The sequence below is a fragment of the Pedobacter frigoris genome (genome assembly GCF_005116445.1).
Classification (GTDB): Bacteria; Bacteroidota; Bacteroidia; order Sphingobacteriales; family Sphingobacteriaceae; genus Pedobacter; species Pedobacter frigoris.
Genome location: NZ_SWBQ01000005.1, coordinates 289,290 through 304,749, shown reverse-complemented (window position 1 = coordinate 304,749; position 15,460 = coordinate 289,290). Strand labels below are relative to the sequence as shown.

Here is a 15,460-nt window from a genome sequence, read left to right as displayed (position 1 = left end):
AAACTAATTATTTTAGTAATTTTATTAAAACAATGGTCAGTCATAAAGGTGTTTTTAACTAGTTAAAAACACCTTTATGACTGACGTATTCAAAGCTAAGAATATTAGTAAACAAGACATCTATTGTAACTTAAACGTTACAATACAACCTCCTAAAAATCAAATTATTGCACTTCTGTGCTATAAGGATGTCCTATGTTTGTTGTCTTAATATCAGTTGTTCCCTCAAACCAACAAAAATTTCAAAATCGGCAACAGCATATATGCTTTTATTGAAATTGAATAACTCTTTTAAAACTTTATCCTTTACATCATCAGCTAGTGACTCCCACACACTTGGTCTAATAAACCAGTGATCTGATCCATATAACATCCAGCTTTCTACCATTTTTATCAGATGAAACGGATGCTTGGTAAAGGAGTTGATGTATGTATCAACAAATCTTTTGTCTTTAAAATGTGAGGCTAGAATCAAAAAAGTTTTGTTTTCATAAGGAAGTGCATTTAGGATTATATCTGCTCTCCTTTTAGACTTATTGTTTAGTTTAAACCCGCCCCTTCCTGCCAAACAACACGGGATCACCCAATCAACTTCCATTGCTTGCACGAAAACTTTCTGAGCCTTGTTCTTTACTAAATCATTGTGAATAGAAAGGTAAAGTTTATGCAGATCAGCGAGATATGCTTCACTTTGCTTTACAGATTTGTTTAGTTCCCTTAACCTCCAATCAACGAACTCATGTCTCATCGAAACAATACTTTTGCTATCGATATGAAGAGCATCTGCTTCCGCTCTAATCATTTCAGACAATTTGTTATCTCGAAATAAAATGTACTGATTCCTTCTTAGCAATGAAGTATCTAGTGACCGTTTATTTTCTACAATCTCCCTACAGATCGAACGGTAAACTTGAAGCCTAAAGTCCTGTTCTGTACTCATATCTTTTTTTTCTTCAAAAGGATTGAACATTTGCTCATGAGCTCTACAAAATCCAGGAAAAGTTGAAGCATAATTTAATCCAATTTTGCTAAGCTCTAGAACTCCTTTTTTGTGATTAAAGGTCGGCCAAAGCAAATGTCCATCTTCTGAAATAGTTGAAATGGATGTCGCCTTTTGAATAGTGTGGGAATTATTAATTGCTCTCTGAACACATCCCAAAAACATGCAGGTATTCGTTTTGCCAAATCTTAATGATTTGAAGTAGTCCTTGTCGAAAAGAAATTTCTGTTTATCATTATGGTCAGAAAAAATAATAAAGTTATCATTCTGATATTCCTCGATAACCTTATCCATTGCAAGTTCAATCCGTGCCAATATTTCCTTCGTCTCCATCTTCTAATTGTTAGCCCTAACCTTCTCCAACATTTCAATAATGTACTTTGGATACCCACCTTCAAAATATTCAATAATTAATGGGTTTTTTGTGAAAAAATGAGAGGTAAATTCAACAAAATGTTCAACTTCAACCGTTCCATTAATTTTGAAAAGCTTTTGAGATAATGTTTTAATATGATTGGTGTTTTTAGAATTATAATTAAAATCATTGTCCCGTCTACGAAAATATTCTTCCGAAGAATAAAAATGAATAGCCCCATCAAAATGCCTAAATGATTGCGATTGAAGATCATATTCAGCGTGGATATACCTAACTGGATAGTAATCATTCGTATTTTTAGTTATTGTAATTTCTTCACTTTTGAATTCTTCGATCTGAATGCTTTTAATAAATTCCTTTGTTGACCATTTGACATCTAGGCAATAGGCGGATGCGAAAAAGAATGAAAGGATAGAATCATCAACATCCAATGGCGGTCTTAGCTTAACTATTCCATCAGGAATGCTTTCTATAAACTTGTCGAACTTTGCACCAAACCACATGTCACGCTCCATAATTGCATAGCCATCCATATTTATCCTGACACTATCTGGATCTATGGAAATATAGCTCTGCATTTTCGGCTTAGGAAGTTCCCAGAACATATCAATAAAACTTGGGGCAAAATTATTGATCTGGTGATACCCACGTCTAAAGTAATAATGAGCCATTAGCATGTAATTCCCACAATCCAGAAACCCGTTCATGAATCTCTTCCTGGCAAATTGCTTACAAAGAATATCAAAATCCAACAATCCTTCTTTATCTACAGTCAAATCATCGTTAAGTAATGCAATTAAATTGGGATAAGTAGCAATGATCCCCGAAGTGTGATAATATTTGAAGTTATCGTCTCCAAGGAAAATACCCATTGCCTCACAATATTTCTTAAAAGAAGATATTATTTCAAAGTTTTCTGCAAGAACCGATATTTCTTCTTCCCTTAACTTCGCGAGATAATCTTTTTGAAAAGCAGTCAACTGTTTCATTCTACTACTGGTTATGTTCAACTAAGTCAAGATATCTTTCAATGTGTCCTTCATTTGGGTTACTTTATCATGCTCTCCTAGCTGCTCCAATATTAAAATCAGCGTTCGGATTATTTCTGGAAATATAATATTATTGGAGAGCTCCAATTTTTCAAGTTCAGCTAAAGATTTGTTTACAAAGCCCATCGCCATATCATTTTCACCAATAAGCATAAGATTGTAGGCAAGATTGTTAAAAAATATTACCAAATTTAGATCATTTCTTTTATCCACAGGAATTTGGTACTGTGCTTTGATCGCCATTTTAAAGAAATCAATTGCAGCAGTGAAATTTCCCACATTTTGATTTGCCACGCCCATTAAGTTACATTGTATTGCAAAAGTCTGGTCATTAAACAGCTTATATCTCTCACGGATCTCCATTGCCTGTTCAAATGTTGTTTTGAAATGTTCGAACTGCTCCATCTCCGAATATGCTCTAGCCAGATTGTTCAGAGCATAAAGCAGGTTAGCGACAGTCTTTTCTCCATATTTACGTAGAATGACAATTCCTTTTTTATAAAAAGAAATTGCCTCCTCATTTTGGTGATTAACACTTAGCGACAATGCATAGTTATTATAGATTGTCCCCAAGAGATCATCATAATCTGGTCCTAAATAACCTTCTGCACGCTTCATTAGATCTTTCCATCTTGCTGTCATATCTTGCTTGACAATGAGCCAATTATAAACATTAAGCACTTCATTTTCTATAATTAGAAGAGGCTGGTAAACCGACGTTCTGTATGGCTCTTTGATCGCCTCAAGAATAGATTCTCCATACTTAAGAAATCGCATTGCTTTAGCAGGATCATTACTTATACCTTCATTTAATCTCCGTGAAAGCCAGACCATTTGGAGACATTGTCCCATAAAAGGACTGAGTTCCTTTCTGGCCTCATATATGATCGTTTCTTGAAGCATTTTATGCATAAAAACATCATCACCATCTCTATCGATCCATCCTATTTTTTGAAGCTTGTTGATCAGATTGGGGAACTGCACCTTGTTCTGCTTTTCATGGTCTTTGCCATACCACTCTATTAATTCACTTATTTTTGCCCCTTCAGAAGGCAGAATGGCAAAGAAAACTAAATGGCTCTGGTCGACATCACTTAGGTTTGCGATACTGAAGGTTTGTTGCAGAACGGCAAAAAGTCGGGAAGTTTGCTCTTGAACATCATCTTCTATATCAATTTGCAAATCATAATCATCTAGCGCCTGGGAATTAATATAATCTATAAACCCAAGTAAGTCAAGCTCAAAACTGTTATTTATGGTCTTTGCAACAAGTTCAATTATCAGTGTATTATAGCCAATCCTTTCAAAAAAAACCAAAAATGTTTCATCAGTAGCAATTCTACTTGGTTCATATTTTCGATAGAGGTGTTTTGCTGCCTCAAAACCCAACCCAGCAATCTTTAATGATGATATGCCTGTTAAAAGCATCCTTGAGGTTACCAATACTTCCCAATTTGTCAAGCTTTTTATTTTACTAAGATGTTTTAGATCATCATTGAAATCATTGATGACAATTAGGTTTTTTCCCTTTGCATCATTTAAGTGGCTTAAAATCCTATCAAAACGATTGATTGCTAATTCTTTTCCATTTTGACCTGCTGGGAAATGTAACTCAAAACTATTGTTGTTTACAAAGCTCGAAATCAAATTGCTCTGAACATTGACCCAGATTATATGGTCATAATTTTCTGCTTCCTGATTTACATAAGCCTTAGCCAATGTAGTCTTTCCCATTCCCCCGACACCTGAAATTGACAAATGCTTTTGTTTACTTATCATGCTTTTCACAAGACCAACATCATTCTCGCGCCCAAAAATTTGGTCAGGATAAATTGGGGGGACTGGTGTAATATATTTTGGCAGAGCCCCTTTCGATGTCTTAACGTCAACATTATTTTGTATCGATTCAATCTGCCGAGTTAGCAAGGTCTGACTTTTCTGAAGCTCTTCAATAGCATGTTGCATTGCTATGAACTTACCGCCTAAGAGATCAATTAATTTTTTATTGATATGAGATTCAAGTTCTTGATCATTCTTGCTTAAAATTGCTGAAAGTTTGACGTTGTCTAATTTTCGACTTGATTGGTCTTTTTCTTGTGAGCAACGATATATTTCTGAAAGAAGCACATCGATTAATAGATCTTCGGATTTGTTACTGAACTTTTTGTCCTTCAGCAAGAATTTAATTTCATGAACCGTAGAAAGAATTGCGCTTTCAGGAGATTGATTGCCAAATTGCCAACTGATCCTATTGACAAAATCACCTACTCCATTTTTTTTAATTTCGTTGCCAAATTTCTCAAAAGCCCTTTTAATGGTTTCTCTCTTTTCTACGGACATCTTAGGTGACTGCAATTTACCATCCCTCAATCTTTTTAGTTCAGATAAAATAATTTCGGATATTTTATCTATAATCAAGGTAAAAAGCTCTTCATCAACATATTGCTGGTTTTCAACCCATATTTTCAATAATTTCTCTTTTGGAGCAATGCTGGAGTTTGTTTCAAATACAAAACGAATTTCCGGCATCAACTCTTTTTCGTTAAGATAAAGCACAAAGAAATTAAATATAGCTTTCTTTACTTCAGGCGACTTTAAGTTAAACGAACTTGAATAACACTTGAGCTGGGTAAACACCAGACCATCGCCAACTTCCTTTATATCATCGCCAACCTCGGAATACAATTCTGTGCAGTTATCCGCTATAAAATTATTGATCCACTTTTTTAATAAGCATAGGTATTGATAATAAAACCCTCTATTGACAGCTATTGCATCCCGATCAACATTGATAATCTTGAATATTTCTTTATCCATACTTGCAGTAAAACAGCTTTTGAGCGCACATCTTTTAGGTCTTTTGTGGCTTTACAATGTACTACAAAAATTAATAATTTTGACTCCCTTAATCCTCACTTATCAGGCACTTAAAACGCACAAAAAAAACGTCTATATCCCTATAGACGTTCCATAACTTCTAAACTAGCTTTAATTAAAAGCCTTTACGCCACTTTTGAAAAAATTTTGGCACAAATCAAATGCTGTCTGGTTTCGTTGTAATGCCGTGCCGTACATAATGCTTTTAAATTTGCTCTCTTCATCCTTGTAATTGCGCACATTCTGAAAGTAACCATTTACCGCATTGTAAGCACCATATAATGTACCTTGTGTGGTGGCTTCTAATTGGGAAGGATGCGAATTTGCATAATCCAAGACAGCACTAACCGAATTATTATAGATGCTCGAAAGTTCATCTACTCGGTTACTTTGCAGGCTCTGCAAGGTTTCCTTATTTGGAGCCATTGCCATTTGTACCAATTTTTTAACCTCGGAATCCGTAATGCGGATTTTTGCCCATTGGTTAAACAGTTGCTCCATTTCTCCCGCTAATAAATTGGTAATGCCTAACAGTTCATGAGCCTGTTTCAACCTATCGGTTGCACTGGAGGTGTGACGGATTTTAATGCAATTGCTTTTATTCCGCATCGCTGCATTTAGCGTATTTTGGCAAACGATGCGAACGGGCGTAAATGCTGCCGTTATGCTTCCGTAACCATCGTGCGAAGTTGTCAGAAACAAATATTGCTCTATCAAATCATTTTTACCTACACGGATATAATCGGGCAATTTTGCGGTGATAAATATCTTTTCCCCGTTGCCAAGTGCACCAGCGGTTTCATATAGAATCCCATCTTTTCCGCCAACAATGGAATCAAAAAATGCAAATGCGTCAATGTTCTGTACGATGTGATAATCCTTGCCAACTACCCCTAAAACTTGGTCGGTATCCATTCTAACTGTAGCGTAAAAATTATTCACTTCTATTTCGGGGATAATCAAATCCGTTTTGCCCCTGTGGTTTTCACTATCATAGGTAAATAAAGGGCGTTTCTCTACCAAGTAATCTAACTGCGCATGTTTGATAGCTTCGGCACTTGTTGGATAATCGGAGATAATCTGCCCGAGATCATGCCAGGCTTTTTCCTTAACGCTGAAAAAACTGTGTTTCTGCGTGGCTTCATTGAAATTAAGATTGTGTGCCATGGTTAATTCGATTTGGGTTAGTTACTCGGGTTAATAATATTTCTGTTTCCAATATCTTCACATTTGGCGTATCGGGCAAATTCAAACGTGAATGTATTTCCACCTGGTGGACGGCATCGGAAATAGTTGTTAGTTCAGTTTCTGCAACTACCCTAACCATTAAATAAAGGGTGTGGTACTTTTTCATTTTGGTAAATTTGAATTAGAAAAAATTGCCCCTTGCCAATAGGCAAAGGGCAAAAGATTTAGGCAGGGATAACAATATTAGCTTCGATTTCAGCCAATTTGTCAACACACAGCTTATTCACGTAATCGGCAACCGCTTTGATGATTGCAGGGTTTTTAGTTATGAATGAATTTCTATCATCATCTTCAATCGTCAATTTACAACCTTGGAACTGTGCCGAGTCGATATCTTCATTTTCATCCTGTACCAGTACTTTAAAGCCATCCAAAGTGTTAATGGTAGACAGCAAATTATCACGGTGGATTTTACGTCTGTGTAATTCTTCCACTAGTTTTAACGTACCCTCTAAGTTTAACGCTGGTTTTTCAGCAATGATTGGTTTTGCTTCCTCTTTTTTCTCTTCTGCTTTTGGTTCTTCGGTCTGTGGTTTTGGAGTTTGGGGAACTTGCACCGCTTGTGCGGTTTCTACTTTTTTGGCATCCTCCTTTTTATAGCCAAATGTTGTGCTATTTGGCATAGCTCCATTTTTAGCCTGTGCCGTTTGAACTGCCGTAGCTGTTCCGTTTGAACCGTTGTTGTCTGCTTTTCTTTTTAAATCTAACGTTTTCATGATTTCTGTTTTTAAAAATTGTGGGTGGATAATTTTGATTAATTGCCCAATGGGCATAGTTTTTCTAATTCGAGCAGTTAATTTTTTGGCACTGCTTTTTTTCGGTGGGCTTCTGTCTTTTAATCTTATCATGGCTTAATTATTTAGGTCAGTCGGCTAGCGCCTCCTGGCTTTTTGTTAAGCCCCCTCACCTTGACACAATTGATTTGCAAGACAAGACTTTGCGAAAAAAAACCTCGTGAGCGCAGCGAGCAGGGAAGATTTTTTCAGCAAACCCCCTTGGGGGCCTGGTCTTTTCGAAAAATCAATTGTTCAGAAATTTGCTACTCAAAAAGGTTGGATGTATTTGAATGCAGTTGAAAAACAGTATGATGAAAACAGTTCAATTTAGATTTCTATATTTCCCTATATGAAAAATGTTCTTTAAATGTTTTATAGGACTCAAAGTGGAAAACTTCAGGTTAAAGTTTGAGAGGAATTAGGTTGGATGCGGTTATCTTCGCAAGATGATCCAAGAACTTAAAGACTACTTTAATTCCATCGAAATCCCAAAAGAACCCGTTTACCTAGACCCATCTGCGCGAATCAACGATGTTGGTCTATTTTTAAAAAGTCATTTTAAGGCATTGGAAGAAAACCCCGATTCAAAAGTAAATGAACCCATAAAGTCGAGATTAGTAAAACTCAAGGAGATTTTGGAACAAAAAGCAGAATATCCTTTATAGAGGTATATGCGGTAAAAGGTGTTTCCTATACCATAATTGGGTTTTCTACGATTGGCAATTTGGCGAACTTCTGCACCTCAATACTAGGAAATCCGAAATCTTCCACCACTTTCCCCTCGATCAGATAACATCCACTGCCTCTAAATGGATAGGAAGGAGTGGAATTGGGAAAATGAACCGTATCAAAGAATTCACCTTCGGCATCCAAAAACGTACCGAACCACATTTTTTTATTGTTCTTGGTATGTACCGTTTTCTCGGTCACGTAATGTCCAACCATCCGAACTGGTCTGCCCACAAAAGTAGAAAGTTGCCGTGCGAATGCAGCACCCCGATATTCTGTCTTCAGTAGGTCGAACATGGAAAGTGATAGCGGAAAGCCCAACAGTTCAAGTTCATGATACGCATCTTCCAAAGCAGTATTGGTCAGTTCGGGCATTGCATAATCCTTATGCTCGACTGCAAACAGCTCCCCATGGTTATTCGGTTTGACCTTGGAACCAAATAGCAAGTGAACTTCCCAAAGCATTTCCTTTTTGCTCTTTCCGGTAAACCGCAACGCACCAACCCTTATCAGAATAATGCACTGGTCCAAAGTAATACCCACACGTTTTACGAATTCTTCCAACGAAGCATAAATCCCGTTCATCCTCCGCTCTTCGGTAATGATCTCGATGTACTTCGATTCAAATCCCTGGATTCCGATAAAGCCCAAATAGGCATCATCGCCAAAAATCGCAACCACTCCAAAACTACAGTTCACGCAGGGCAGATGTACTTTTGCCCCAGCCTTTGAAAGTTCATGCACATATAGCCACCTTGAATAAAAGCCTCCATAATTGTTCAGCACCGCCACCATAAACTCCTTTGGATAATAGGTCTTTAAAAAAAGCGATTGATAACTCTCCACCGCAAAGGAAGCCGAATGCGCCTTCGAAAAACTATAGCCCGCAAAGCTGGAAACCTGTCGCCAGACCTCTGCAACTACCTCTTTTGGCCTGCCCAGTGCCTCGGCCAGTTCAAAAAACCGCTCGACCAGTCGATCAAACTCTTTTTTGGAACGGTACTTGCCGCTCATCCCACGCCTTAGGATATCTGCATCCGTACCATCCATTCCTGCAAAGTGGATGCAGATCTTGATCACATCTTCCTGATAGACCATTACCCCAAATGTTTCCTTCAACCTTTCCTCCATTACTGGGTGCAGATATTTTACAGCCGTTGGATTATGGAAACTTTGGATATAGGTTTTCATCATCCCCGAACTGGCAACTCCAGGCCGAATGATCGAACTCGCCGCCACCAAGGTCAAATAATTATCGCAGGTAAGTTTGGTTAACAGTTGTCGCATTGCTGGCGATTCGATATAAAAACAGCCGATGGTATTACCAACTTTTAGCCGAGCATTTAAATTCGGATCCTTCATAAAATCTTTCACCTTATGTATATCAATGGTGCGCTGTTGGTTAAGCTCAACTAGTCGAACCGCTTCCTTGATATGGCCGATACCACGCTGGGAAAGAATATCATATTTATCATAACCTATTCTTTCCGCTTCGTACATATCCCATTGCACCGTAGGCATCCCCTTTGGTGGCAAGTCCAAAGCCGTATAATAGGTAATCGGCTCTTCTGAAATCAGTACTCCTCCAGCATGGATGCTCCTTTGGTTGGGCATGTTCTGCATGAGGTTATAGATGGCCGTAATTTTCTTGAACGTTTCATTGTTCCTGTTGAGCCCTGCTCTAGTCGGGTCGGTGAACCCATCAATTTCGGATTTGGGCAAACCCATCACTTTGCCAATTTCCCTGATCACTGAACGGTCTTTAAAGGTTGACATTGTACCAAGCAGCGCGGTATGCTCCCTGCCGTAGCGCTTAAAGATATAATCCTGCACATCTTCGCGCTCATCCCAAGAAAAATCCAAATCAAAATCTGGCGGAGAAGTCCGTTCTGCATTCAAGAACCGCTCAAAATACAGATCGAGCTCGATCGGGTCAACATCGGTGATGCACAGACAGTAGGCTACCGTAGAATTGGCACCCGAACCGCGTCCTACATGATAATATCCCTGGTCTTTGGCATAGCGGATAATATCCCAAGTAATGAGAAAATAAGCGCAGAAATCAAGATCGACAATTACCTTCAGCTCATGTTTTACCTTACCCAAAGCCTCCTTGTTCTTGCTACCATACCGGTAGACCATTCCCTTCATCGCCAATTTTTCTAGCAATGCCTTATCATCTTTTTTAGAACCGGTAAACGTTTTCCTATTCAGATTGATCCTACCCAGTGGATAATCCATCACGCAATCGTTCATCATCGCCCTGGTATTATCCAAAATAAAACTGTGCTTTGCAAATTTTGATTCCATTTCCCCAGCCTTTAAAAAGCGGTCGGTAGACCTGCATTTATCTAATGGCTCTACCATCGTAAGTAGCGTATTCAGATCAATCCCCCTAAGGTATTCGTGCAAACGGTATTCGATCTTATCGGCCACAAACACAGGTTGAAGCGCAACAAGTTTAGATCGAATGGCAGAAATATCCCTATCATAAAGCTCATGCAATTGCGAGAAATGGATTCCCAAATATTCATTTGAAAGCAGTTCCCCTAAATGGCCAAAAGGGTAAACTACGTTCGCATGAACAAAAGCCGGAGCAACATCTGGAAGTTCCAACTGCTCCAAATTGTGATAGGTGAGAAAATCATTCAGTTCTTTCATCCCTTCCTTATTTCTGGCAATACCGATAAAGAGCAGTTTTTTATCGCGACGAAACTCGATGCCCGCAATCGGTTTTATTCCCTTTTCGCTACACTCGCGAAAAAAGTCCATTACTCCAGTAGAGTTATTGATATCGGTCAGAACCAATTGGGTTACCCCAAAACCAATGGCCTCCGAAACAATTTTTTCAATCGACATCGTGCCATAACGCAAGCTATATTGGGAGTGGACATTGATATACATCACTTACATATTTAGGTTTAAAGTGGAGGCAAGGGCAATTGAATCCTGGCCGAACCTTCTTCTGATCTTGTCCATCGCTTGGCATAAAGAATAGGCTTCCTGCGAAGAAGAATACATATCCATCTGCTCAAAGCCCGAAACCAGATGCGAAAAACGCACACCGACCAATCGCAAAAGCATACGTTTCGAATACACCGATTTAAAAAGTTCCTTTACTTTCAAAAGCAGCACCTTGTCCAGCGAAGTATAGGGAATCATCGCCTGTTTGGTCACCGTTTCAAAATTGGAATAACGGATCGTTACCGTTACACAGGCGGTCAGTTTCTGTTTCTCACGTAGCTCAAATCCCAAATCCATTACCATAGCCGTTAACAATTGATTGATCGCTTCCACATCAATCGTATCTGCTTTAAAAGTGCTCTGGGTTCCGATGCTCTTCTGCTCGGCATAGGGTATTACCGGAGAATGGTCGATCCCTTTCGCCTTGTTCAATAGCACCAGCCCATTTTTACCCAAAACCGAGACCATCATATCGGGATGCACCTGCGAAAGGTTGATGATCTTGCGAATGCCCATATCCGAAAGCTTGATAAATGTCTTTTCCCCAAGCCCAGGTATTTTTTTGATCGACAGCGGATTTAAAAACGGAACGACCCCTGGCTGTTCGATATTCAGCTCCCCGTTTGGCTTGCATTCATTGGTCGCCATCTTGGAAACCGTCTTATTCACCGAAAGCCCAAAGGAAATGGGAAGCCCAGTTTCCTTGATCACCGTTGCCCGCAGTTCATGCGCATATTTCATCACCCCATGGAAACGGTCCATTCCGGTCATATCTATATAATGCTCATCGATGCTAGCCTTTTCGATCAGCGGTACACGTTCACGAAGGATATCTGTAATCTCTAGGGAAGCCTTGGAATACTCGTCCATGTTCCCACGAACAAAGATGGCATGGGGGCATAACAGCTTTGCCATCCGCGAGGGCATGGCAGAATGAACCCCAAACTTTCTGGCTTCATAACTGCACGAAGCCACCACACCACGATCCGCAGTACCCCCGATGATAACGGGCTTACCAATCAGTGATGGATCTTTTCGGACCTCAACGGACACAAAAAAAGCATCTTGATCCATGTGGATGATGTGCTTATCGCCAGACATAATTTGAATAGTTAATTGGGACTACAAATTTATACTAATAATATTAGTAAGTTATTAACAATATACTAACATTTTTAGTTTTAATTGTTGTTAACCTTTGAGTTGGGTGGTTATAATTTAATGAGTAGCTTTACTCAAATAATAACGCTCAACTTATGCCAGGTTCAAAATGGAGGAAATGGGATTTACATTTTCACACCCAAACATCATATGACCACCAATCAAAAACAACTACTGATCAAGAAATTGTAGATAAATTAGTTAGTTGTGGAGTAGAGGTCATTGCAATTACAGACCACAATACAATTGATGTTGCTCGTATAAGAAATCTACAGAAATTAGGAAAAGGTAGATTGACTGTTCTACCTGGGATTGAATTTCTTTCCGATTCCCGAGCAGATGATCCAATCCATTTTATTGCGATTTTTGACGAAGACTGCAAACTAGATTACATTTGGGGCGAGCTGAAACATAATACCAGTTTAAAAAAAATTGAAGGTGAAGGAAAAAAACATAATGAAGTCTATTGTGAACTTCCATCAACAATTGAAAAAATAAAGGAACTTGGGGGAATTGTAACCATCCATGCTGGATCCAAATCTAATAGCTTTGAACGCATTACCCATGCTATACCGCACGGTATGGCGCAAAAGGAAGATATTGCAAGATTAGTTGATATTTTTGAACTAGGAAAAGAAAAGGATTTTGAAGCTTACGCCCAAATGGTTTTACCTCATGTTTTGAGCACAACAGGCAAAAGTATGCCAACAATAATTTGCTCGGACAACCATGACGTCAACAGTTACTCGGTCAAACAAAATCTTTGGATTAAAGCAGAGCCTACTTTTGAAGGATTAAAACAAATACTTTATGAACCATCTTATAGAGTTTATGTTGGGCAAGAACCTCCAATAAATCCACTTAGAAGTATCGATAAGGTAGTTTTTGACTTTCCTGAAAATTGTGAATTTGAAGGTGAACCTTTTTGTTTTAGCGGAAGATTGGAACTTGACTTTAGCCCTAATTTCACCTGCATTATAGGTGGTCGTGGAACAGGCAAAAGTACATTATTAAACCTCATACATGAGAAGTTAAAGCCAAGTGAAAATATATTTTTCAGGAGCAAGAAAATAAAGGGTGCAGACGGAAAAGTCATAGATATTAGCGAATGTGTAAAAATTGACAATGATGATGACGATAAGCAAATTGAATTTTTAAGTCAAAACGAAATAGAAGAATTTGCCCAAAATTACAGCAAACTAACAAATGCAATCTACTCTAGATTATTAAAATCCGACATTGATGGATCCATTGAAACACTTGAGGAAGCGTTAAAAAACGACCTTCTAAAATATCGCTTAAATACGATCGTCATCACACGGCTAAACAGTTTAAATAAAGATGTTCTGCAAAAAAGAAAAGAGAAAGCCAGTTATCAAAAAATAGTTGACTCTTTTTCCAGTCCAGAATATAAAGAGCTTAGCCAGGCAGTTCAAAATGCAACCAAAGTTTACGGTGATTTCTTAAAAGGCAAAGAAACTTTCATCAAATTAGGAACTGATCTATCAGAATTGATTAAAGCACTTGGTAGCCGGCCTACAGAAAATTATTTTGATCAGGAAACTGCAAGAATTGTTTCCGAAATCAAAAGTAGCCTAACAAAATCTTCAGAAGGAGAAATTATAAAGGCAGAGGAACAGTTAACGGCTTTGGAAAATACTATTGCTGTGAAGCAGGCTGAACTAAGACAATTTTTATCCGATAAAGGTGTTACTAGTGAAAATCTCAATGATATTTCCAATGCAGCAATTATAATAAGCGGGCTTGAAGGAGAAATAGCAGAGAAAGAAAAAGAGATCACTAGCCTTGAAGAAAATCTCAAAAATTTTGACAAGGAAAAACTAAAAAAATCATCAATAGAATACAAGGAAAAGTTGGAAATCAAAATCAGAACAATTAGTGAGATCTTGGAAAACATCGACAATAAGTCAGTCAAACCTATTTCACTTCACTTGGATTTTGATATGGAAGCTGCAAGACAGGCAATTTTCGACAACTTCAAATCTCTGTTCGAAGGTCGCATTAATCAAAGTGCGCATAAGGGTGATGGAATTCTAAAAGAACTACTGTTTACAATTAATCCAGAAGATATTATAGATAGGGATACAATGCTGGTAGCACTTAAATCTCACAGCAGTTCAAGTGCCGCAAAACTCTTTCTAATCGATCTATTTGCTGAGGCATCAAATTTTGAAGCTTATAAATGGCTTTGTGAGCGTAACTTATTGGATTATGCCTCTTTTAGGAAAATAAATGTTTTTTATGACGGAAGGCCCGTTGATTCTTCATCATTCGGACAAAGATGCACAGCCGTCCTTGTGATCTTGTTATTGTTAGGGAATAATCCAATAATAATAGATGAGCCAGAGGCGCATTTAGATAGCTTACTTATTGCAAATTATTTAGTGGACGTGCTAAAAAAATCTAAACAAAGCAGGCAGATTATTTTCGCAACACATAATGCAAATTTCGTAATCAATGGAGATGCTGAATATATCCACATACTCGCTAACGATGAAACGACTGGCAAAACACAAATCCACAGTACCACAATTGAAAACCCCAAGACTAAAGAAACACTAGTCAGCTTAGAGGGAGGTAAGGATGCGTTTTACAAAAGAGAAACTAAGTATCAATTCAAAAAATGAGCGTAGGTAATTATCAGGCTATACTAAAAAATAGTTTAGAGGATAGACTCGGGTTCCAAACGATTGTTGAGTGGCGGTCGCAAATGGGCAATGGGCTTTATGCACCCAGGGTCGATGTCGCAATCGGGCCTTTTGCCATTGAAGATGGAATACATATGACTGCTGAACACAATGATGTTTTTAATAACCAAATCCAATTTTTCAGAATGTTATGCAAGATTCATTTGGAAAATCTCGGTTTGATAAATGAGGCGACGGATGGTAATCAAATTATAGCATTAATTAACCAAAAAGTGGAGGTGCTCTATTACACAAATTATAACGCTAGGTGCTTTATGGCGATTGAAGTTGAAAACAATGTTAGCAGAAAACATTTGATGGGAGGCGCAATCAATGCCTCAGTATTGGGAAGAATTGGAATTGCCGTCGGTTATAATGATGAGAAGCATCGTGCATTCTTAAACCTTTACCGATATTTTGAATTCCTTAGAAATGTAGATAAGCCAACATTTAATACATCTAACCTTTTAATCATTTCAAAAGATCAACTTTTAAATACAATTGAAACCTTCAATAATTTCAATTTATAGAAAGATATTTCTTTAAATTTAATTATGGCTTTACTAATTGCA

Annotated in this window: 10 protein-coding genes; 3 read left to right on the top strand and 7 right to left on the bottom strand. The window is 38.0% G+C overall.

Going from position 1 to position 15,460, the window contains the following annotated elements:
* Positions 1 to 193 precede the first annotated feature (193 nt).
* From FA047_RS17370 to FA047_RS17350, 5 genes are all read right to left on the bottom strand, one after another.
* Entirely contained in the window at positions 194 to 1,333 is a 1,140-nt protein-coding gene (locus FA047_RS17370; RefSeq protein WP_136837348.1) for a hypothetical protein, read from the bottom strand.
* A 3-nt stretch (positions 1,334 to 1,336) separates the two neighbouring features.
* Entirely contained in the window at positions 1,337 to 2,365 is a 1,029-nt protein-coding gene (locus tag FA047_RS17365; RefSeq protein ID WP_136837347.1) for a hypothetical protein, read from the bottom strand.
* 21 nt (positions 2,366 to 2,386) lie between these two features.
* Positions 2,387 to 5,242 carry a tetratricopeptide repeat protein gene (locus FA047_RS17360; RefSeq protein WP_136837346.1) on the bottom strand — a complete coding sequence of 952 codons (2,856 nt, stop codon included), beginning with the start codon at positions 5,240 to 5,242 and terminating at the stop codon, positions 2,387 to 2,389.
* Positions 5,243 to 5,413: 171 nt separating this feature from the next.
* On the bottom strand, positions 5,414 to 6,469 hold the full coding sequence (locus tag FA047_RS17355) for a DUF932 domain-containing protein (protein WP_136837345.1): 1,056 nt from the start codon (positions 6,467 to 6,469) through the stop codon (positions 5,414 to 5,416).
* A 245-nt stretch (positions 6,470 to 6,714) separates the two neighbouring features.
* Positions 6,715 to 7,398: a hypothetical protein gene (locus tag FA047_RS17350; protein WP_136837344.1), complete on the bottom strand. Its 684-nt coding sequence runs from the start codon at positions 7,396 to 7,398 to the stop codon at positions 6,715 to 6,717.
* Positions 7,399 to 7,772: 374 nt separating this feature from the next.
* On the opposite strand from FA047_RS17350, the gene FA047_RS17345 reads away from it, so the two are divergent.
* Positions 7,773 to 7,991 carry a DUF6965 family protein gene (locus tag FA047_RS17345; RefSeq protein ID WP_136837343.1) on the top strand — a complete coding sequence of 73 codons (219 nt, stop codon included), beginning with the start codon at positions 7,773 to 7,775 and terminating at the stop codon, positions 7,989 to 7,991.
* A gap of 25 nt (positions 7,992 to 8,016) precedes the next feature.
* Here the strand turns inward: FA047_RS17345 and FA047_RS17340 are convergent, their stop codons facing one another.
* Together FA047_RS17340 and dinB are read right to left on the bottom strand one after the other, a co-directional pair.
* The gene (locus FA047_RS17340) at positions 8,017 to 10,959 is read right to left on the bottom strand and encodes a DNA polymerase III subunit alpha (protein WP_136837342.1); all 2,943 of its coding nucleotides are present in this window, start codon (positions 10,957 to 10,959) and stop codon (positions 8,017 to 8,019) included.
* A 3-nt stretch (positions 10,960 to 10,962) separates the two neighbouring features.
* Complete coding sequence (dinB, locus tag FA047_RS17335; RefSeq protein ID WP_136837341.1) at positions 10,963 to 12,120, bottom strand: DNA polymerase IV; 1,158 nt, start codon at positions 12,118 to 12,120, stop codon at positions 10,963 to 10,965.
* A 155-nt stretch (positions 12,121 to 12,275) separates the two neighbouring features.
* Here dinB and FA047_RS17330 point away from each other — a divergent pair, with 155 nt between their 5' ends.
* Both FA047_RS17330 and FA047_RS17325 read left to right on the top strand, forming a co-directional pair.
* Positions 12,276 to 14,828: a TrlF family AAA-like ATPase gene (locus FA047_RS17330; RefSeq protein ID WP_136837340.1), complete on the top strand. Its 2,553-nt coding sequence runs from the start codon at positions 12,276 to 12,278 to the stop codon at positions 14,826 to 14,828.
* Positions 14,825 to 15,418, top strand: a complete 594-nt coding sequence (locus FA047_RS17325) for a hypothetical protein (protein ID WP_136837339.1) — start codon at positions 14,825 to 14,827, stop codon at positions 15,416 to 15,418. Before FA047_RS17330 ends, FA047_RS17325 begins: the two co-directional genes overlap by 4 nt.
* The last annotated feature ends 42 nt before the right edge of the window (positions 15,419 to 15,460 follow it).